This is a genomic window from Chloroflexota bacterium (assembly GCA_040902225.1).
Lineage (GTDB): Bacteria > Chloroflexota > Limnocylindria > QHBO01 > QHBO01 > CF-167.
Genome location: JBBDXT010000002.1, coordinates 360,518 through 380,897, shown reverse-complemented (window position 1 = coordinate 380,897; position 20,380 = coordinate 360,518). Strand labels below are relative to the sequence as shown.

Below are 20,380 nucleotides of genomic sequence, written 5' to 3'. Positions count from 1 at the left end.
CGAGAGGGTACCCGCTCGCAACTGGCTAGGCTTGCCGCATGAGCCGGACCGATGGCGACCGCCTGACAGATCTGCGGGCGGACGTTGCAGCGCTGTACCGCGCAAATCGACGGCAGGGCCACGCGGACTGGTGCGGGGCCGATTACGACTACGTCTGCCCGTCCGCAGGGACGTACCCATACCAATGGTTTTGGGACTCGTGCTTTCACGCCGTTGTGCTGAGCCATCTCGACGTCGTGCGTGCCGAGAGCGAGCTGACCACCCTCCTCGCCAACCAGCAGCCGGACGGATTCGTGCCGCACATGACGCTCTGGCCGGCGGATCGCGCTCCTGATTCCTCAGGCCCCTACCGCGTGGCGGGACGATCGCCGTGGCTATCGGCGAGCATGCAGCCGCCGGTGCTGGCCGAGGCGGTCGCGGCGGTGGCGGCCCGCGGACGGGGAGCCGCCTTCACGCGGGAGGTGCTGCCCGCGGTCCGGCGCTTCTACGACTGGTGCGCACGGGAGCGTGACCCCGATCGGGACGGGCTGATCGCGATTTTCGAGCCGCACGAGTCGGGGATGGACCAGACCCCTGCGTACGATGCCTACCTCGGCGTGAACGGAGACGAGCCGGCGGCCTTCGAGGCGGCCTGGCGCGAGGTCGCTGAGAGCAACGCACGGGCCGGCCACATCGCGGAGGCGATCTTCGACAGCGACCGGTTCGTCGTCGAGGACCTCGCCATCAACGCCCTCTATGCCGAGAACCAGCGCGTGCTCGGGCGGCTTCTCGACGAGACGGGTGATGCAGACGGGGCGGCGCTCCTCGGCGAACGTGCTCAACGAACGACCGCGGCCCTGCTCGAACGCTGCTGGTCGCCGGCGGACGAGGACTTCCATGGCCTTGCCGGTCGGAGCGAGACGCGGCTCCCCGGTGGAACGGTCGCTGGCCTGCTGCCGATCATCCTGGCTGAGCTGCCGGGCGAGATCGTCGACCGCATCGTGCGCAGGATCGAGGACCCGGCTGACTTTGGCGCGAGGTACCCGGTCCCGTGCGTGTCGCTGGGCCACCCCGCCTATCGGGCGGCGCCGGCCGGCGGGACGGTGCTCTGGCGCGGGCCCAGCTGGATCAACACCAACTGGTACATCGCGCGCGGGCTGCGACGCCATGGCCGCGAGGAACTGGCCGCGAGGATCGAGGATGCCAGCCTGTCGCTGGTGGAGCAGTCAGACTTCCGCGAGCACTACAACGCGCAGAGCGGCGAGGGCTACGGGGCGAAGGGATTCGCCTGGTCGGCACTCGTCCTCGACATGGCCGAAACTCGCGTCAACGAGCGCGGTGTCGAAATCGGTTGAAGATGCGCCGCAGGAACGACATGCTGAGATTGTAGCCGCCCGACACGCAAGCCCAGGCTCAGCCCTTGACCGCGCCGCCCACGATGCCGCGCACGAAGAAGCGCTGCAGGCCGAAGAAGACGATGAGCGGCAGCGCCATCGAGATGAATGCCGCAGCTCCGAGGAACTCCGTGCCCGCCCCCTGTGAGGTCATCAGGCCGGCGATGCTGACCGTCAGCGGCAGGTTGTCCGGATTGACGATGCTGATATAGATCAGCGCCACCAGCAGGTCGTTCCATACGAACAGGAACTGGAAGATCGCTAGCGCCGCGATGGCCGGCACGCTCATCGGCAGTGCCAGGCGGAAGAAGCTGGTGACCGAGCTCGCTCCGTCGATGGCCGCCGACTCGAACACTTCGCGCGGCAGCGAGCCCATGAAGTTCCGCAACAGGTAGATGGCGAACGGCAGCCCATAGGCGGTATGCGCCAGCCAGACCGCCAGGAAGGTGCCCGCGATGCCCCAGCTGGCGAACATGCTGAGAACCGGAATCAGGGTAGCCTGCAACGGGACGACGAGCAGCCCCACCACCACCACGAACAGGATGTTGCGGCCGGGGAACTCCATCCAGCTGAAGGCATAAGCGGCGAAGGCGGCCACGAAGATCGGGATCACCGTGGCCGGGATGCTGATGAACAGGCTGTTCAGGAAGTTCGTGCCGATGTTGCTCTGGCCGAGCACGTGCTCGTAGTTCTCGAAGGTGAAGTTGTAGGGCGGGAAGAGCGCCGACCACCAGCCCGTGCCGAATGCGTCCGTTGCCGGCCGGAAGGAGTTGATGAACAGCCCCAGGGTTGGGATCGCCCAGATGATCATCAGCACGATCAGGGCGGTATGCAGGCCAATGTGCCTGTGCGCCAGCCAACCCTGCTTCGGCCCGACGCGGTCGAGGGCGGCACCGGCGGCGGTCATCGGACCGCCTCTTGGGCTCGGAAGCGACCGATGTTGAAGAACATGATCGGGATGATGGCGAGCAGGAGCACCACGGCGATCGCGCTCGCTCGCCCGTACTGGCCGAACTTGAACATCTCGGAGTACATCTGGTTGGCGATGACGTTGGTGTTCAGCTGCCCGCTGGTCATGCTGTAGACGATGTCAAACGCCTTCAGGGCGGTGATGATCATCGTGGTCGATACGACGACCAGGGTGGGCACGAGCAGGGGGAAGACGATGCCGCGAAAGACCTGCATCTCCGTCGCACCGTCCATGCGCGCCGCTTCCATCAGCTCGGGATTGATGCCCTTGAGAGCAGCCGAGATGATGACCATCGCGAAGCCGGTCCACATCCAGGCCATGACGATGATCAGCATGAAGGTATTGACGCTGAAGTCCTCGACCTGCAACCAGGGCACCGGCCCCAACCCCCCGATGCCGATCGCCGCATTCAGGGTCCCGGTCTGGATGGCCCCCGGTGGCTTGTACTGGTACATGTACAGCCAGATCACGCCTGCGGCGACCATGCTGATGGCAAGCGGCACGAAGATCACGCTCTTGGCGACCGACTCGTAGCGCACCTTGTCGACGAGCACCGCCACGAGCAGGCCAAAGCCCACCACGAACAGGGTCAGGAAGATCAGCCACAGCACGTTGTTCTTCAGCGCCGACAGTGCGTCGCTGCTGCCGAAGAACCAGACATAGTTGTCGAGCCCGACGAACTCTGTGCCGGGATGGTTCTGGAAACTGTGAATGGCAGTCCCGAGCATCGGCCAGACCAGGAAGAGGGCGAGGAAAGCGAGAGCGGGAGCCAGCCACAGCCAGGGCCGAACAGCCGGCCGCCGACTCTCGGGCAGGACGCGAAGCACCTGCTCCGTGGCCCAGATGTAACCGACCAGGACGGCAGGCACACCGATGACCACGATGACCGCGGTGATCAGCTTGTCGGTCATGCTCCTCCTCGGGTGATCAGGAGGTCCGTTGTGAGCCGAGGCGCGGCGTGTGCCGCGCCTCGGCTCTGATGAGGGTCAGATGCCGCTACTCAGCGGCGTAGGCGTCGATGGCGACCTCCTGCAGGGCCTCAAGGGCCTCGTCCACCGTCTCATCACCATTGGTCAGGCTGACCATGTGCGACCAGAAGGCCGCGTTCATGGCGCTCGGCATCAGGTCCGACGCATCGAACACGAACTGCTCCGCGTTCGCGACCGCCGCCCCGGCATTCTTGCTGAAGTCGTCGGGATACGAGGTCGCATTCTTGTTGGCTGACAGCGCGCCACCGGCCGCGACCCAGATGTCCTGGGCCTCGGCAGTGACGAGGTACTTCATCAGCGACTTGGCCGCGTCGGTGGCATGGAACATGCCGAACAGGTCGCCGGCACCCTCCACCGCTTTCGCGTAATCAGGGTTGATTGCGGGGAACGGGAACGCATTGAAGTCGGTCCCCGCCGCGAGATCGGCGAACTTGCCGAGGCCGCTCATGAAGTTCGCCTGCTGGAAGAACTCGCATCCAGGCGGACTCGAGAAGAGCGGGTCACCGGCCAGCTCGAACTTGGTTGCGACCGTGTTGGTGCCGCCACCATACGAGTTGTCGATGACGTCCACGTAGAGGTCGAAGGCGGCCTTGATCTTCGGGTCGGTCCACTCGACGTTGCCCGCCCACCAGTCGTTGTAGACCTCCGGACCGGACTGCCGGAGCAGGATGTTCTCGATCCAGTCGGTGGCAGGCCATCCAGATGCGTCGCCGGACGAGATGCCGACACACCACAGGGCCTCCGCGTCACCCTGGTTCGTCGCGCCCTGCGAGATCAGCTCGTCCCAGGTCGCGGGCGGGCTCGCCGCGTAATCGTGCGCGGCGGTGTTGTAGTAGATCAGCCCCTTCAGGGCGGCCTTGATGAAGACCCCGTAGGTCTTGCCCTCCGACTTGCCCAGCTCCACCAGGGCCGGCGATGTCTCGTCGGTGTACGTCGCCACGTCGAGGACGTCGTCGAGCGGCTGGAGCGCGCCAGCGGCGGCGTATTCGGCCATCTGTCCGGGGCCTGGCAGCCCTGCCAGATCGGGCAGCACGCCAGTCGGGACGCCGGCGGCCAGGATGTCATTGATCGATCGCGTGCCCTGGTACTTCACCGTATTCCCGGTATCGGTCTCCCATGGCTTGACCATGGCGAGGAAGGCGTCCTGCTCCGCATCGGTCCAAGTGCCGATGACCGTTACGGTCTTGTCATCAGTGGTGGTCGAAGTGCCGCACGCCGCCACCACGAGGGTGACGACCACGAGCGGCATGAACCAACGGAATCGTCTCGCCATGAGTTCCTCCATTACGAAGCCACCTGTGAGTGGCGAATGCTCGTGGTTCGTCGGTCCGCTGCTCCAGAATCAGTCAACTGACCAGCGCCTTTTCGGACTCCGGGTCGAAGACGTACAGCCGGTCGAGCGGCACCGCCAACTCGACCTGCTCCCCGGCCTTGACCTTCCGATCGGACGGCAGGAGCGCCACGATGTCGTTCCCCTCCGCCCGCGCGTGTATCAACTCTTCGTTGCCCATGTACTCCACCACGTCCACCATGGCCGGGAAGCGCACCGCCTGCTCGCCACTCCCATTCACCAACTCCAGGTGCTCAGGCCGAAAGCCGATGGTCAGGCTCGACCCAGCAGGACGCGCAGCGGCGGCCCTGGCGGGCTCGCCCGACAGCGTCAGCTTCGCCTGCCCCATCATCAGCTGCTCGCCCGAAGCGGTGACGGTGACGAAGTTCATCGCCGGCGAACCGATGAAGCCGGCCACGAACAGGTTGGCGGGATGCGCGTAGAGCTCCTGCGGGGTGCCGACCTGCTGGAGGAGCCCGTCCTTCATCACCGCGATCCGGTCGCCCATGGTCATCGCCTCGACCTGGTCGTGGGTGACGTACACGATGGTGGTGCCAAGGCGTCGGTGGATCCTCGCGATCTCGGCGCGGGTCTGGACCCGCAGCTTGGCGTCGAGGTTCGAGAGCGGCTCGTCCATCAGGAAGACCTGCGGCTCGCGGACAATGGCTCGGCCCAGCGCCACTCGCTGCCGCTGGCCACCGGACAGCGCCTTCGGCTTGCGGTCTAGGAATTTCTCAAGGCCCAGGATCCCGGCCGCATCTCGGACCCGGGTCTCGATCTCGGCCTTTGGCATCTTGCGCAGCTTCAGGCCGAAGGCAAGGTTGTCATAGACCGACATGTGCGGGTAGAGGGCGTAGCTCTGGAAGACCATGGCGATGTCGCGGTCCTTGGGAGCCACGTCATTGACCACCCGGTCACCGATCAACAGGCGCCCGTCGCTGATCGACTCCAGCCCGGCGACACAGCGCAGGGCCGTCGTCTTGCCGCAACCGGAGGGGCCCACCAGGACCAGGAACTCGCCATCGGCGACCTGCAGGTTCAGGTCGTTGACCGCGATGACCTCACCGGGGAAGCGTTTGAACACGTGATCGAAGGTGACCGTCGCCATCTCGCAATGGTCCTCATGAGGGGTCTGCGCTCGCCCATCGGGCGGGTCAACCTGGCCGCGCGATACCGCGGGTCCTTCATCATAGGACACCGCGCCACCGGGGGGAAGTTCGCTAGTCGGCGAGGCCCCACAGATCGCCGACGGTGAATCCCTCGGGGAACGGATCGTCTGGATCGAGTACGTACTCGGCTCGGCCCGTGATCCAGGCGCTGCCGGTCAGCTGCGGCACGACGGCACGGTACGGCCCGACGGTCGTCTCGCGCAGCAGCCGGCCGGTCCAGGCCGTGCCCAGGATCCCCTCGTGCACGAAATCCTCGCCGATGCCGAGCTTGCCGCGCGCGTGCAGCACGGCCATGCGGGCGCACGTGCCGGTGCCGCACGGGGAGCGGTCCAGGACGCCGGTGAATGACTCGGGGCGATCCCAGTCCAGCGTGCCGGACGAGACGACCACAGTGTTCTTGCCGTCGGCCCCGGCGAGTGTTGGCGGGCCAGTCAGCTCGACGATGCTGATGCCGCGGATCTCGGGGTAGTCGGGATGCGCGACCGGGATCTGCTCGCGCGCGGCGGCCTTGACCATCTCGCCCAGCCGCACGATGTCGCGCCCCTCGTCGGGCGTCAGCCGCAGGCCCAGCGCCGAAGCTTCGACGATAGCGTAGAACATCCCGCCCCACGCCACATCGACCTTGACCCGGCCGATCTCGGGCACCTCGACCGGCGCGTTGATCTCGATCGCGAAGGCGGGGACGTTCTCGAAGGTGATGGAGGTGGCCCTGCCGTCGCGGACTTCCGCTCTGATGCGAATCAGGCCGGCGGGCGCCTCGAGGGTGAGTTGGGTGATCGGCTCCGCGACCGGAACCAGCTTTTCGGCTATCAGGACGGTGGCGGTGCAGATCGTGTTCGAGCCGCTCATGGCCGGGTACTCCGCCTGCTCCATGATCACGAAGCCCGCATCGGCCTTTGGGTCGGTGGGGGGCAGGATCACGTTCGCGCAGAGGGCAGGGTAGCCGCGCGGCTCGCGCAGCATCAGGCGTCGCAGCTGGTCCCCGTGCTCGGCCAGGTGGTTGCGCTTCTCGAGCATCGTCGCGCCCGGCACGTCGTGGACTCCGCCAATGATGACCCGCCCCGGCTCACCTCCGGCATGCGCGTCGACGGCCGTGATGGTCGGGTCAAGTCGCATGCCGGCATGGTGCCACGCCTGCGCTGCCCGGGGACATCGCGCATAGTGACCGCCTCGTGGTCAGCCTCCTCAACGCCCGTTCCACCGTGCACGAGCTGCTCGACGCGGAGCATCTCGACCTGCTCGAGCTGCGCCGGAACCTGCGCGAGATGGCGATGCTCAATCGCCTCCCGGGAGGCATCGGCGAGAGCGTGCGGGCCGTCGAACGGCTGCTGGGCGAGCAGACCGAGGCGACCGTCCTGGACGTCGGGACGGGGTCGGGAGACTTCGTGCGTCGCCTCCGGCGCCAGAGGCACGTCGAGGTGATCGCGTCGGACCTGCGGGCGGAGGTGCTCGACATCGCCGCTCGTAACCTGGCCGGTACCAACAATGTGTCCCTGCTGAAGGCCGATGCGCGCGCCATCCCGCTGGCCGACGGCGAGGTGGACGTCGCCCACGCGTCGCTGCTGATGCACCATTTCGATCCCGATGACGCGATCACGGCATTTGCCGAGATGCGACGAGTCTCGCGGCTCGGCGTGGTCATCAATGACCTGCGGCGCGGCCCGCTGCCGTTTGTGATGACCGCGGCCGCGGTCCTGGCCCTGAGTCGTGGCGCCTACACGCGGCACGACGGCGTCCTCTCGGCGCGCCGCGCCTACACCCTGGCGGAGCTGGACACGCTGGCGTCGAAGGCTGGCCTGAAGCGGGTCAGCAGGAGCGGGCGCTTCTGGCCCCGCGTCACGACGGTGTACCGGTGAGCACGGCGGCGCTCGACTGCGAGGTCCTGGTGGTCGGCGCGGGGCCGGCGGGGTCGGCCGTTGCCGCTGCCCTCGCTGCCCACGGTCGCGACGTGCTCCTGCTCGAGGCTCGCGCCCATCCGCGGCCGAAGGCCTGCGCCGAGTACGCCAGTCCGCGGATTGTCGAGGAGCTCCGTCGGCTCGGCCTTGCTGACGACGCCTGGAGGGCCGATGCGCTGCCCCTGTCCGGCATGCGCGTGATCCGCGGGGACGATGCGGTCGATGTTCGGTATCGCGATGCGGCCGGTCCTCGCAGCGCGTGGGGCCTCGACCGTCTCGTCTTCGATGCGGCACTGGCGGCCTACGCCGTGGCCTCCGGCGCCCGGCTCTGGGAGCACGCCTCGTTCGGCGAGCCTCTGTGGACGGATGGCCGTGTCAGCGGGGCGGTCGTCAGCACACCCAATGGACCCGCCACCGTCACCTGCCGCTGGCTGATCGGGGCCGATGGGGCTCGCTCCCGGGTCGCGAATCGGCTGGGCGTGGAGCGACCGGTCGTCGTCCCCCGGCGACTGGGCATGGTCGCCCACTACCAGGGCGACGCCGAGCTTGCTGACCACGGCGAGATGCACGTGGGCCCGGGCTGGTACGTGGGGCTGGCCCCGCTGGCCGGCGGCCGGCTGAACGTTGGGATGGCACTACCCATGGACGGGCGAATGGGTCGCACTGCGCTGGAGCGGTTCCAGGCGGGGATCGATGGCATCCCGGCGGTCGCCGCTCGCCTCGCGGGGCGCAGGCGCCTGACGCCCATCCGGGGTGCCTCGCCGATCGGCCATCGCGTGGCGCGCGCCGCCGGCCCCGGCTGGATGCTGGTCGGCGACGCGGCCGGCTTCATCGACCCGTTCACCGGCGAGGGGATCTATCGCGCGCTGCGCTCCGCCCGGGCGGCCGCGGAGTCGCTGGCCGGCAACGATGACGGCGCCGAGAAGCGCTACCTCGCTGCCCGCCGGCGTTCCTTCGCGGCCAAGGACGCGTTGACCTGGCTGGTCCAGGGGATGCTCGCCGCGCCGCCCATAATGGGCTACGCGCTGCGTCGCCTCGCATCCAGGCCCGAGACGGCCGAGCGGCTGGGCAGCGCCCTGGGCGACTGCCGCCCGGCCAGCGACGCCCTCTCGCCGCTCTTCCTGGCGCAGGTCCTCCGGCCATGAAGAGCCGAGTGGAGATCCACATCGACGCACCGCTGGAGCGCATCTTCCCGCTGGCCGCCGAGGTCGAGCGCTGGCCCGAGCGACTGCCGCACTACCGCTACGTGCATCGTCTGCCCGCCTCGAACGGGGAGCGACGCTTCGCGATGGGCGCCCGTCGCGGCCCGGTCCCGGTTCGCTGGGAGGCGACCCAGCGCCCGCTCCCCGACGAGCGGCGGATCGAGTTCACGCACACCGGCGGCGTGACGCGCGGCATGCGGGTCGCCTGGCGCTTCGAGCCGAGCGACGGCGGCTGGGAAGTCAGCATCGAGCACCAGCTGAAGCTGGACTGGCCCCTGATCGGTGGCGTGGCGGCGGAGTGGGTCCTCGGCCCGCAGTTCATCGAGGCGATCGCGCGCCGGACGCTGCGCCGCGTGAAGGTCCTGGCGGAGACGGGCTCGTGAAACGGGTGGCGGTGACGGGGATCGGGGCCGTGACCCCCATCGGCTCGGGAGCGGATGGGCTGTGGGCCGGCGTCCTGGCCAACCGCTCGGCGGTGCAGGCGATCGACCGGTTCGACGCCTCGCCATTCCCATCGCGCATCGCGGCCCAGATCAACGACTTCGTGCCAACCGACCATCTCGACGCCAGGCGCGCCAGGCGGCTGGATCGATTCAGTCAGCTCTCGGTCGCCGCCGCAAGGATGGCCATCGGTCAGTCATGCCTGACCGATGCCGATCGGTCCGATGGCCACACCGGGGTCTGGATCGGTTCGGCGCTGGGTGGCGTCGCCTTCGGTGAGGAGCAGCACGCCGCCTACGTGCTCGGTGGAGTCCGGGCAGTCGCGCCGACCCTGGCCACGGCGGTCTTCGGCGGGGCGGGGGCGAGCAACGTGGCGATCGACCTCGGCAGTCGCGGGCCGGCGGTCGGGAACGCCAATTCATGCGCCTCGGGCGCGGTCGCCATCGGACAGGCGTTCGGGGCGATCAGATCGGGGATGGTCGACATGGCGATCGCCGGTGGAGCCGAATCACCGCTGGCGCCGCTGACCCATGGCGCATTCGCGATGATCCGCGTCCTCTCGCAGCGCAACGACGACCCTCTTGCTGCGTCGCGTCCCTTCGACCGCGACCGCGACGGCTTCGTCATGGCCGAGGGCGCGGCCATGCTCGTGCTGGAGGCGTGGGAATCGGCAGAGCGGCGAAACGCCACCATCCTGGGCGAGGTGGCCGGCTTCGGCGCCTCGACCGATGCGTACCACCTGACGGCGCCACTGCCTTCCGGCGAGGCTGCCGCGGCGGCGATCGCAACGGCCATGGCAGATGCGGGCGTTGCGCCCGGCGAAGTCGGCTATGTCAACGCGCACGCCTCGAGCACGCAGCTCAACGAGCTGGCCGAGGCGAAGGCGCTGCACCTCGCGCTGGGAGAGCACGCCGCTGCCGTGCCGGTCTCGGGCACGAAGGGACTGTACGGCCACCCGCTGGGGGCGAGCGGGGCGATCGAGGCGGCGATCACGGTCATGGCGCTGCGGAACGGCCTGCTGCCGGGAACGTGCAACCTCGTCAACCTCGACGAGCGATGCGAGCTGAACGTCCTGCGAGAGCCCGTCGCAGCGCGCCCGCAGGCGGCGCTCTCGACCTCGTTTGGCTTCGGCGGCATGAACGCCGCACTCGTCTTCCGCGCGACGTAGCATCGGCTCGTGTCCGAGTTGACGCAGCTTCTCGACGCCGCGGAGGCGATGGCCTCCCGCGGTGAACCGATGGCGCTGGCGACCGTGGTGGCCACGCGGGGCTCAACCTACCGGCGCGCGGGCGCGCGTCTGCTCATACCCGCCGCGGGCGAGCCGATTGGCAACGTCAGCGGCGGCTGCCTGGAGGGCGACGTGACCCGCATCGGCCGCGAGGTGATCGCCTCCGGTGAGCCGCGCCTCGTCGAGTTCGACATGACCGCGGACGAGGACGCGGTGTGGGGCTACGGGCTGGGCTGCAACGGAGCCATCGAACTGTACGTCGAGCCGACCGGCGGGGCGCTCGAATCGGTTGGGGCGCTGCGCACCGGCGAGGGCGCATGCCTGGTCATCCCGCTCGGCGGCCCGGACGCAGGGACGCATCGGCTGGAGACCGATGGCGCCGCCGCCGCGGCGCTCCACGCCGGCTCACCGCGCGTCGAAGAGCTCGGCGGCGAGCGGGTCTACTACGAGCCGCTGCTGCCACCTCTGCGACTGCTGGTATGCGGCGCCGGCCACGATGCCATCCCGCTGGTGCGTCAGGCGACGGAGCTGGGTTGGCGGGTGGTGGTGGTCGACGTGCGCGAGGCGCTGCTGACCCCGGAACGCTTCGGGGTTGGGGTCGACTTCGCCAATCCGAACCCGGAGGCCGCGGCCGACGCGCTCGCCCCGGATGCGCGCACCGCGGCCATCCTGATGAGCCACAACTATCTGCGCGACATCGCCTACCTGCGCTCGTTCCTCGATCGGCCGCTTGCCTACCTCGGCGTGCTCGGCCCCCGCGGCCGCACCGAGCAGATGCTGGCCGAGATCGGTGCGCCGGAGGCCATCGAGCGGCTCCACGCGCCCGCCGGCCTGGACATCGGCGCCGAAGGGCCGGAGGAGGTGGCTCATGCCATCATCGCCGAAATCCTGGCTGCAACCCGTGGTCGGAAAGGCGGTCCGCTGCGCGATCGGAGCGGCCCGATCCACGATGCGGGCTAGCTTTTCGGCAGGCCGACCGCCTCGTCCAGGCGTCGCAGGAAGGCTGGCGCCCCGAGTCGTGTGAAGATCGACCGCGCTTCGCTCGCAGCGGCCTCCGTGTCCGGACTCTCGCCCTCGACGAACTTCACGAAGTCCAGCTCGCAGAGCGCGAGGTCGAACCAGCACTCGAGATCGCGCCACTGACGCATTGCATCGCGGAATGCCACGGCAGCCTCCTCGAGATTGCCGCTCAGCGCGGCGATGCCGCCGTCGATAGCGCGGGTGCTGGCGTGAATCGCGCGACCGTGGAACCCGAGCTTGCGAAGCTGCTCCGCCGCCGCGCGCGCGCCCTCCGGTAGGCCGGCCCACAGAGCCGCACGCCCGACCAGGGGGAGGTCGGCGGATGCGCCGTCGGGGATCGCCGCCACGTCCGCGGCGAACGATTCGTGCGCGTCCGCAAAGCGTCCTTCGGCGAGGGCAACCCAGCCCTTCAAGGCATGCAACTGAGAGAGCACGACCGGCTCATCGGTCGTCTCGCCGAAGGTCTCGGCTCGGGCCGTACCCGCCTCCGACGGTCGTCCGCGGAGCGCCTCCAGGATGGAGGTGTAGACATCAGCGACGAAGCGGTCGGGCGGCGCCAGGTCGGCTGCCAGCAGGTCCGCGAGGATCGCCTCGGCGCTGTCCCATTCGCCGACGTGGATGGCCAGCTCGCTCGCGTTCGCGCCCATAGTCGCCATCATGTCCCGACTGCCAGCTCGCTTGGCCACCTCGAACCCCTCGAACGCGAGCCGAAAGCCGGCCTGCGGGTCCTCGGCGGCGAGCAGGCTGCTCAGGTTGACCCGCGCCCGGATGCCGGCGTACGAGAGCCCGTAGGAATCGCTCATCTCGAGCACGCCGCGCAGCCCCGCGACGCCCTCGCGGACGCGGCCGCCAAAGCCCAGCGCGGTTGCGCGGGTGTTCAGCAGGTCGGCGATCTCGGGAACCATGTCCAGCCGTTCCGCCAAGGGCAGGGCGCGGTCGGCCCACTCGACCGACGGACCGAATTCACCGTGGAGCATGTAAGCCCGCGACAGCGCCGCCCAGACGGCCACGATGCTCGCATCCTGGCCGAGGCCAGAGAGTGCGGGCAGGGCAGCCGTGATCTCCGAGATTGCAACGGCCGGTTGCGCACCGCTGGCGAGGAGCCTCCCGAGGCTGGCCACCGACTGCGCTTCCGATGGCGGATGGCCTGCCTCTCGGGCAGCGGCGACCCCCCGACGCAAGTAGCCCTCGGCCAGGTCGTACTTGCCCGCGGCGCCGGCTGCTTCGCCGGTCCGCCGGAGCAGCCGGGACTGGTCGGAGGCGTCGGCCGTCACATCCATCGCGAGCTCAAGGAAGCGGACCGCCTGCTCGTGTGAGCCGAGGGCGGTGGCCCGCTCAGCGGCCCGCTGGAGGAGCTCCGCGGCATGCGCGCGGATTCGGTCGGCATCGGGATCGTCGGGCGCGCTGCGATAGGCGTCAAGGTAATGCGATGCGGTCGCATCGATGATCTCGTCGTCCTGGAGCGACTCGAAGTGCTCGCCGGCTGCCAGGTGCACCACCTTGCGGTCGCGCTTGGTGAGGGTGCCGTAGGCGACGTCGCGTACCAGCGCCTGGACGAAGCCGTACTGGCCGCGCTCAGGTGACCGCGGGTCGGTGTCAAGCGTGAGCAGCTCGCGCCGGACGAGGCCGTGCAGGCGGGCCTCGAGGTCGTCTCCCTGGCCGGTGACGGCCTTCAGGCCCTGCAGCGTGAAGGTCTGGCCAAGGACCGATGCGTACTGAAGCAGGGACCGATCGGCCGCATCGATCGCGTCCAGCCTGGCCGCGATGAGCGCGTGCAGGGTGGCGGGCACGGCCAGGGTGCTGAGGTCGCCGATCGGCCGATACGCTCCATCGCGCAGCTCCAAGCGGCCATCCTGCAGCAGCATCCGTACCGTCTCGACGGCATACAGGGGGATCCCCTCTGCGCGGGTCACGATCTGCGCGACCGTGGTATCTGGGAGCCCGGGCACCAGGCTGGCGAGGATGTCCCGGATCACATCGTCGGGGAGCGGCTCCAGGGCCAGGCTGGTGAAGCTGCGCTGTCCAGCCCCCCAGTTCGCGCGGCGCTCGAGGAGCTCGGGGCGCGCCAGGGTGATGATGTAGATCGCGTAGCCGCGGCTCCATTCCAGCAGGTGGTCGATGAAGTCGAGCTGGCCCGGATCGGCCCAGTGCAGGTCCTCGAAGACCATGACGAGTGTGTTGTCGCCTGCCACCCGCTCGAAGAACGTGCGCCAGGCCGCGAAGAGATCGTCACGGCCCACCGTGTCGGCGTCGGCCATTCCGAGCAGCTGCTCGAGGCGTGGCCCCATCCAGCGCCGCTCCGCGTCGTCGGGGACGTAGGTCTCCAACGCCACTCCGAGCTTGGCGCGGGTCGTGGCGGCGTCGTCCAGCTCGAGGAGGCCGACTCGGCTGCGCACCATCTCGGCCAGGGCCCAGAAGCTGATCCCCTCGCCATACGCCGGCGAGCGGCCCTGGTGCCAGAGGACGGTCATCTTGATCCCGTCGATGTACTTCAGGAACTCCCATGCCAGCCGGCTTTTGCCGATGCCTGCCTGGCCGATGATCGAGACCAGCCGCGGGCGCTTCTCGCGCGGCGCGGCGTGGAAGAGGTCCTTCACCAGGCGCAGCTCGGAGTCGCGCCCCATGAAGGGCGCCTCCAGCTGATCGCCTCGCCCGACGCCGCCGCGCTGGGCGACCACCCGCAGCGCACGATAGGCGGGGACAGGACTGACTTTGCCCTTCAGCTCCTGCTCCCCGACCGGCTCGAAGACGATGGCGCTCTCGGCGCTCTGCCGGGTGGCCTCGCCGACGATCACGGTGCCAGGCGTCGCCACCGCCTGGAGTCGCGAGGCCGTGTTGACGAGGTCGCCCGCCACCATCCCCTGGTTCGAGGCGCCGAGCGTGACTGCCGCCTCGCCGGTGAGCACCCCAGCCCGTGCGCTGAGCTTCTCGCCGTCGTGCCCCAGGTGGCTGACGGCATCGACCAGGTCGAGCGCGGCCCGCACCGCCCGCTCGGCGTCATCCTCGTGGGCGACCGGTGTGCCCCAGACGGCCATCACGGCGTCGCCGATGAACTTCTCGACCGATCCGCCGTACCGGGTCACGATCTCCTGGGCGACGCCGAAGTACTCGGTCAGCTGCTCGCGCACCGCCTCCGCGTCGCGCACCTCGGACATCGTCGTGAAGCCGACTAGGTCGGCGAAGAGGACGGAGACCAGCTTCCGTTCCGCGACCGTGCTCGCAGAGCCTGCATCGGGTGCAACGGCCATTGCCGGGGCTGGCTGTGGCGCGCCCGCGGGGGCGCCGTTCGTCGCAGCGCCTTGCGCAGTGGGCGCGGCCTTCTGGAGCGCAAACCCGCACTCGGGGCAGAATTTCGGGCTCCCCTCGTATGGCGTGGCGCACGATGGGCACACCTGCTGAAGTCGGGTGCCGCATTCGGCGCAGAACTTCTGGTTCGGGGACGCGGCGACGCCGCAGGAAGGGCACTGCATTGGGCGCACAGAATACCGGCGAGCGCGAGTCGTGCCTAGGCCGCTTGGCGTCTAGCCGCCGATGTAGCTCATCTCGACCTTCGGAAGCGCCACTGTCTCCGCAGAGCGGATCTCCGAGTAGCGGTCGTCGCGGGTCTCCCAGATCTGACGCAAAGCCGCCTCGATCTCCGCATCGGAGGCGCCGCCTCGCAGCAGCGCCCGCAGATCGTGGCCGGCGGTCGCGAAGAGGCAGGTGTAGAGCTGCCCGTCGGCGGAGAGACGGGCGCGATCGCAGTCGCCGCAGAACGGCCGGCTGACCGACGCGATGATCCCGATCTCGCCGCCGCCGTCGAGATAGCGGTAGCGCTCCGCCACCTCCCCACGCTTCGTGGGCGCCATCGGCTCAAGGGGAAATTCCGAGTTGATGGTCGACAGGATCTCGTCCGCGGTGATGACCTCGTCCAGGCGCCAGCCGTTGGAGTGGCCGACGTCCATGTATTCGATGAAGCGCAGGATGCGGCCCGTCCCCCGGAAGCGCCGCGCCATGGGCAGCACGGCGTGCTCGTTCCAGCCGCGCTTCACCACCATGTTCAGCTTGATCGGGCCGAGGCCGGCCGCCTCCGCCGCCTCGATCCCGGCCAGCACCCGGGAGACGGGTACACCGGCGTCGTTCATGCGCATGAAGGTGGCGTCGTCATCGGCGTCGAGGCTGACCGTAACCCGATGCAGCCCCGCCTCCTGCAGCTCGGAGGCTTGCTCCGGGAGCAGCACCCCGTTGGTGGTCAGGGTCAGGTCGCGCACGCCCGGGATCGCGGCCAGCATCCCCACCAGCGTCGGGAGCTCGCGCCGTACCAGGGGCTCGCCGCCGGTGAGGCGCACCTTCTCCACGCCGAGGCGAGTGAAGATCGCCACCAGCCGCGCGATCTCCTCGAAGGTGAGCAGCTCCGCGCGGGGCAGGAAGGCGTGGTCGCGACCGAAGACGGCGCGCGGCATGCAGTACACGCACCGGAAGTTGCAGCGGTCAGTGACGCTGATGCGGAGGTCGTGGAGCGGCCGGCCGCGCGTGTCGCGGGGCAGCATCGGAAGGAGCTCGGGCATGGGCGTAGATGCTACGCTCGGTCGGGGACCAGCGCCTCGAGACGCTCGGGGAGGCCGGCCAGGTCGGTCAGCTCCGCGGCCCGCGGCAGGTCGCTTTGCTCCGCCCCGCGGTTGATCCAGACGCAGCGAAGCCCAAGCCGCGCACCCGGCTGGATGTCGTGGAAGAGCGAGGCTGCCACGTGCGCGTGGCGCCCGCGATCGGCCCCGGTCTGCGCGAAGAACGCGTCCCAGTGGCGGACTGCGGGCTTGTAGGAGCCGATCTCGGAGGCCACGATCCGCAGGTCGACCGGCACCCCGATCGCGCGCAGCGAAGCCTCGAGCAGGTCCGGGTCCGTGTTCGAGAGGATGGCGAGCCGCCAGCCACGCCTCCGCAGCTCGGCGAGGACAGTGGGCACCTCGGTGAAGACCGGCCAGGCCGGGAGCGACGAGCCCAGGGCATCCTGCTCGCCGCGGGGCAACTCGAGGTGGGCGAGAGCCGCCACGCTCGCCAGCGTCTCCGCCATAACGTCGCGATAGGTCATCCCGCGCCCGGCCTGGACCGCGGGCTCGAGCTGGTGGTAGAGGGTCAGCAGAGCGGCCGCGTCCGCATCGGGCCAGATGCGGGCAAGCGAGCTGCGGATGCCGCCCATCCAGTCGACGAGGGTGCCGTAGCAGTCGAAGGTCGCCCACCGGTCGCCCATCGCCCGAGTCTACCGGCCGCCGGCCGGTCAGGTGCCCAGGCACACCTTGCCGTAGAAGACCGGGATATCGAGCGCGACGTGGATCGCGATCGGCAGCAGCAGCGAGCGAGTCCGCAGCGCGATGGCGCCGAGGATGAGGCCCGCCGCGGCGGTGGCCGCCATGACCGGCAATGGTGAGCCGATGAAATCGGTCCCGGCGCCGTGCGCCAGGCCGAAGACGAGGGCCTGCAACGCGAGGGCGGAGGCCGCGCCGGTGATGGGCGTCAACCAGCGGAGGAGCGCCCCGCGATAGGCGACCTCCTCCATGCTGGCGTTGGCGATTGCGAAGGCGAGCGCGGGAACGAGACTGAGCAGATCGGCCGGCATGGGCGAGATCGGTCCGAAGAACGGTTTCGCCAGGATCGGTCCCAGCAGGACCGCGGCAGCCCCGATCGCGGGCAGGGCCGCCAGCCAGATGAGCAGCCACCGGCGGGACGGCCAGCGCAGGCCGACGTCGGCGGGATCGGCGCGCACGAGTCGCATGATCAGCCCAACCGACGTGAGCACCAGCAGCGCACCGATGATCCGGAGGACCGCGAACGGAGCGAACCGGTCTGCGCAGGCGAGGTCATCGGCGAATCCCCCCAATGGCACGCTGGCCCACGCCATGTTCAGCGCGACCACGAGGCAGCCGGCATAGACCAGGACCACCGGGCCGGCCCGCTCGTCGGGTCTGCGCCGCGCGAGGAGCACGGATGCCAGCAATCCCAGCAGGAGACTCAGCATCACGGGCAGGCGCATCCATTCGACCGCCGCTCCTGCCACGAGGAGGATCAGCGGCAGCAACGTGCTGGCCGGGACGCGGATCATGCGAGGCGTGGCAGCATGTTCGCCGATGACGCCTCACGACGCCTTCCTTGACTCGCTGCGCGCCGCGGTCGGTGCCAGCCACGTCCTGACCGACCCCGACCTGCGTGCCTCATACGAGACCGATTGGACCCGTCGTTGGCGCGGTGAAGCCCTGGCCGTGGTGCGTCCGGCCACGACCGACGAGGTGGTCGCCGTCGTCCTGGCCTGCGCGGCGGCGGGCGCGGCCGTGATTCCCCAGGGTGGCAACACCGGACTCGTGGGCGGCTCGGTACCGCATAGCCTCGCGGACCGTCCGCAGGTCGTCGTCTCGATGCTGCGCCTGCGCGACCTCGAGCCGGTCGACACCCTGGCGGGCGAGGTGACGATGGGCGCCGGTGGGACGCTTGCCGCGCTGCAGGCTCATCTGCGTCCCGCTGGCTTCGCGTTCGGAGTCGACCTCGGGGCCAGGGACTCCGCAACCATCGGCGGCATGATCGCGACCAACGCGGGCGGGATCCATGTGCTGCGGCATGGGCCGATGCGCGCGCAGCTGCTGGGCCTGGAGGCGGTTCTGGCCGACGGCAGCGTCGTGCGACGACTGCCGGGAATGGTCAAGGACAACACCGGCTATCACCTTCCCTCGCTGCTCGCAGGCAGCGAAGGGACCCTGGCCCTGATCACGCGCGCACACCTGCGCGTCGTTCCGGTCAGGCCGCGGCGCGCGGTGGCCCTGCTCGGCCTGGCGCGAGTGGCAGATGCGGTGTCGCTGGCCGGAGATCTGCGGCGATCCCTGCCCGAGCTGGCAGCTGCCGAGCTCTTCTTCGACGAGGGGATGGAGCTCGTGCTGCGCCATGTCGCTTCCGACCGCCCATTCCGCGACCGCCATCCGGCCTACCTGCTGTTCGAGGCCGATGGCGACGCCGACCCGACCGAGCGGCTGGCCGACGCCATCGCCGACGCGCCCGGGGTCGACGATGCGGTCATCGCCTCCGACGAGGCCGGCCGCGACCGGCTCTGGAGCCTGCGAGAGCGCCACACCGAGGCGATCAGCGGCGAGGGTGTCGCCCACAAGCTCGACGTGGCGCTGCCACTCGCGCGCCTGGCTGAGTTCATCGAGCTCGTTCCCTCGGTGGTTGAGGAGACGACGCCGGGCGCGGCGACCTACCTGTACGGGCATGTGTGCGACGGGAACGTGCACGTGGGGATCATCGGTCCGGCACCCGACGACGAGGCCGTGGACGACGCCGTCCTGCGGCTCACGATCGAGATGGGGGGAACGGTGAGTGCCGAGCACGGCATCGGCGCCGCCAAGGTGGCCTGGCTGGATGCGGATCGCGGAGTCGCCGACGTCTCCGCCATGCGGGCCATCAAGCGTGCGCTCGACCCGGGCTGGATGCTGAACCCCGGCGTCCTGCTCCGCCAAGCGGAGGCCTAGGGCAGGAAGATCAGCTTCAGCCCGGCGACGAGCAGGACCGCTGCGAGCGCGCGGCGGATCCAGGGGGCGGGCATGCGCCGGCTGCCGAGCTGCGACCCGACAGCGCCGCCAATCGCAACGGCACCCAGCCAGAGCGGAAGGGCGGGCGGGAGGCTGCCGACCGAGGCCAGGTTGCCGGCCAGGCCCGAGATCGAATTGGCCAGGATGAAGGCGGCCGAGGTTCCCGCCGCGAAGCGCGTCCCCGCCCAGCCCGCGGCCAGCAGGAGTGGCGTCAGGAAGATCCCGCCGCCGGTGCCAGTCAGGCCGGCCAGCAGGCCGATCCCCGACCCGGTAGCGACCGCGCCGGGCCAGGGAGCTCGGGGTGGGAAGTCAGCGCCGGCGTGGGAGGCGGTCCAGCCGAATCGCGCTGCCGCCACCAGCAGGACGGCTCCGACAAGCGGCCGATAGATCGTGGTCGGCAGGGTGAGCCCGCCGCCGATGAAGGCAGCAGGGATCGAGCCCGCCACGAACGGGATGAGAGCCAGGGGTCGGACATAGCCGGCCCGAGCGAAGCGGAGCGTCACGATGCTCGCCACCAGGATGTTGAGCACCAACGCGGTCGGCTTCATCACCTCCGGAGCGACACCGACGAGCGCCATGCTGGCGAGGTAGGCCGATGCGCCGGCGTGGCCGACGGAGCCATAGAGCAGCGCGGCCACGAGGAAGAGGACGGCCAGGATCAGGGTCGGATCCACGCAGCGATGCTACGGGCTACGCTGATAGTCGTGTTCGAGACCGACGCGGAGCTCGCCGAGCTGCAGGCCATGTTCGATGCGCACTTCGCGCGTGCCACGAGCATATGCGCGAGATCGTCAAGCCCACTCGCCGGCTCACTGCGCGGCAGGTGGTTCGCCATCTGGACGGCATCCGGCACGTCGCGTTCGCCACCGTGACCTCGCGCGGCGAGCCGCGGGTGTCTCCACTCGACACGCTCTTCATTCACGGCCGGTTCACCGTGAGCACTGGCGCGGGCGCGACCCGCCTCGAGCACCTGCGGCTGAATCCCGCCTGCAGTGCCGTGCACATGGAGGGCGATCGCATTGCCGTCGTGGCCAACGGCACCGTCGAATGGATCGCGCGAGAGCATCCGGACCACGACGAGATCCACCGCACGTGGAGTGAGGCGTACGAGTCCGATCCCTATACCTGGGGTGACGGTGTCGTGCTCTTCCGCATCCAGCCGCGATCCATGTGGGCCTATGCCTTCCACCCCGAGGAGTTCCCGGAGTAGGGG

General features: G+C 69.5%; 18 protein-coding genes. 8 read left to right on the top strand and 10 right to left on the bottom strand.

What is annotated here, in order from left to right; all coding sequences use genetic code 11:
• Window positions 1–38: 38 nt before the first annotated feature.
• On the top strand, window positions 39–1,334 hold the full coding sequence (locus WEB29_02015) for a hypothetical protein (GenBank protein ID MEX2135724.1): 1,296 nt from the start codon (window positions 39–41) through the stop codon (window positions 1,332–1,334).
• A gap of 58 nt (window positions 1,335–1,392) precedes the next feature.
• Here the strand turns inward: WEB29_02015 and WEB29_02010 are convergent, their stop codons facing one another.
• From WEB29_02010 to WEB29_01990, 5 genes are all read right to left on the bottom strand, one after another.
• Window positions 1,393–2,280: a carbohydrate ABC transporter permease gene (locus WEB29_02010; GenBank protein MEX2135723.1), complete on the bottom strand. Its 888-nt coding sequence runs from the start codon at window positions 2,278–2,280 to the stop codon at window positions 1,393–1,395.
• Window positions 2,277–3,254: a sugar ABC transporter permease gene (locus WEB29_02005; GenBank protein MEX2135722.1), complete on the bottom strand. Its 978-nt coding sequence runs from the start codon at window positions 3,252–3,254 to the stop codon at window positions 2,277–2,279. Before WEB29_02005 ends, WEB29_02010 begins: the two co-directional genes overlap by 4 nt.
• A gap of 85 nt (window positions 3,255–3,339) precedes the next feature.
• Window positions 3,340–4,605, bottom strand: coding sequence for a hypothetical protein (locus WEB29_02000; protein ID MEX2135721.1), 1,266 nt, complete (start codon window positions 4,603–4,605; stop codon window positions 3,340–3,342).
• 73 nt (window positions 4,606–4,678) lie between these two features.
• Entirely contained in the window at window positions 4,679–5,770 is a 1,092-nt protein-coding gene (gene ugpC, locus WEB29_01995) for a sn-glycerol-3-phosphate ABC transporter ATP-binding protein UgpC (GenBank protein ID MEX2135720.1), read from the bottom strand.
• 112 nt (window positions 5,771–5,882) lie between these two features.
• Complete coding sequence (locus WEB29_01990) at window positions 5,883–6,947, bottom strand: proline racemase family protein (protein MEX2135719.1); 1,065 nt, start codon at window positions 6,945–6,947, stop codon at window positions 5,883–5,885.
• A gap of 56 nt (window positions 6,948–7,003) precedes the next feature.
• Here WEB29_01990 and WEB29_01985 point away from each other — a divergent pair, with 56 nt between their 5' ends.
• The 5 genes from WEB29_01985 to WEB29_01965 are packed head-to-tail and all read left to right on the top strand — an operon-like array spanning window position 7,004 to window position 11,557.
• Window positions 7,004–7,687: a methyltransferase domain-containing protein gene (locus WEB29_01985; GenBank protein ID MEX2135718.1), complete on the top strand. Its 684-nt coding sequence runs from the start codon at window positions 7,004–7,006 to the stop codon at window positions 7,685–7,687.
• Window positions 7,684–8,871, top strand: a complete 1,188-nt coding sequence (locus WEB29_01980) for an NAD(P)/FAD-dependent oxidoreductase (GenBank protein MEX2135717.1) — start codon at window positions 7,684–7,686, stop codon at window positions 8,869–8,871. Before WEB29_01985 ends, WEB29_01980 begins: the two co-directional genes overlap by 4 nt.
• Window positions 8,868–9,311, top strand: a complete 444-nt coding sequence (locus WEB29_01975; protein ID MEX2135716.1) for an SRPBCC family protein — start codon at window positions 8,868–8,870, stop codon at window positions 9,309–9,311. Before WEB29_01980 ends, WEB29_01975 begins: the two co-directional genes overlap by 4 nt.
• Window positions 9,308–10,537: a beta-ketoacyl-[acyl-carrier-protein] synthase family protein gene (locus WEB29_01970; GenBank protein ID MEX2135715.1), complete on the top strand. Its 1,230-nt coding sequence runs from the start codon at window positions 9,308–9,310 to the stop codon at window positions 10,535–10,537. Before WEB29_01975 ends, WEB29_01970 begins: the two co-directional genes overlap by 4 nt.
• Before the next feature lie 9 nt (window positions 10,538–10,546).
• A complete protein-coding gene (locus WEB29_01965) occupies window positions 10,547–11,557 on the top strand; it encodes an XdhC family protein (GenBank protein MEX2135714.1) in 1,011 nt (336 codons plus the stop codon).
• On the opposite strand, the gene WEB29_01960 is transcribed toward WEB29_01965, so the two are convergent.
• From WEB29_01960 to WEB29_01945, 4 genes are all read right to left on the bottom strand, one after another.
• Window positions 11,554–14,865 carry an adenylate/guanylate cyclase domain-containing protein gene (locus tag WEB29_01960; protein ID MEX2135713.1) on the bottom strand — a complete coding sequence of 1,104 codons (3,312 nt, stop codon included), beginning with the start codon at window positions 14,863–14,865 and terminating at the stop codon, window positions 11,554–11,556. The genes WEB29_01965 and WEB29_01960 overlap by 4 nt on opposite strands.
• A gap of 273 nt (window positions 14,866–15,138) precedes the next feature.
• Entirely contained in the window at window positions 15,139–16,164 is a 1,026-nt protein-coding gene (gene moaA / locus WEB29_01955; GenBank protein MEX2135712.1) for a GTP 3',8-cyclase MoaA, read from the bottom strand.
• Between the two features lie 11 nt (window positions 16,165–16,175).
• Window positions 16,176–16,844 carry an HAD-IA family hydrolase gene (locus WEB29_01950; protein MEX2135711.1) on the bottom strand — a complete coding sequence of 223 codons (669 nt, stop codon included), beginning with the start codon at window positions 16,842–16,844 and terminating at the stop codon, window positions 16,176–16,178.
• Window positions 16,845–16,871: 27 nt separating this feature from the next.
• Window positions 16,872–17,693 carry a CPBP family intramembrane glutamic endopeptidase gene (locus tag WEB29_01945; GenBank protein ID MEX2135710.1) on the bottom strand — a complete coding sequence of 274 codons (822 nt, stop codon included), beginning with the start codon at window positions 17,691–17,693 and terminating at the stop codon, window positions 16,872–16,874.
• A 25-nt stretch (window positions 17,694–17,718) separates the two neighbouring features.
• Here WEB29_01945 and WEB29_01940 point away from each other — a divergent pair, with 25 nt between their 5' ends.
• Complete coding sequence (locus WEB29_01940) at window positions 17,719–19,107, top strand: FAD-binding oxidoreductase (protein ID MEX2135709.1); 1,389 nt, start codon at window positions 17,719–17,721, stop codon at window positions 19,105–19,107.
• On the opposite strand, the gene WEB29_01935 is transcribed toward WEB29_01940, so the two are convergent.
• Window positions 19,104–19,841 carry a sulfite exporter TauE/SafE family protein gene (locus WEB29_01935; protein ID MEX2135708.1) on the bottom strand — a complete coding sequence of 246 codons (738 nt, stop codon included), beginning with the start codon at window positions 19,839–19,841 and terminating at the stop codon, window positions 19,104–19,106. The two genes, WEB29_01940 and WEB29_01935, sit on opposite strands and share 4 nt — an antisense overlap.
• Before the next feature lie 104 nt (window positions 19,842–19,945).
• Between WEB29_01935 and WEB29_01930 the strand changes: the two genes are divergently transcribed.
• Window positions 19,946–20,377 carry a pyridoxamine 5'-phosphate oxidase family protein gene (locus tag WEB29_01930; GenBank protein MEX2135707.1) on the top strand — a complete coding sequence of 144 codons (432 nt, stop codon included), beginning with the start codon at window positions 19,946–19,948 and terminating at the stop codon, window positions 20,375–20,377.
• Window positions 20,378–20,380 lie beyond the last annotated feature (3 nt).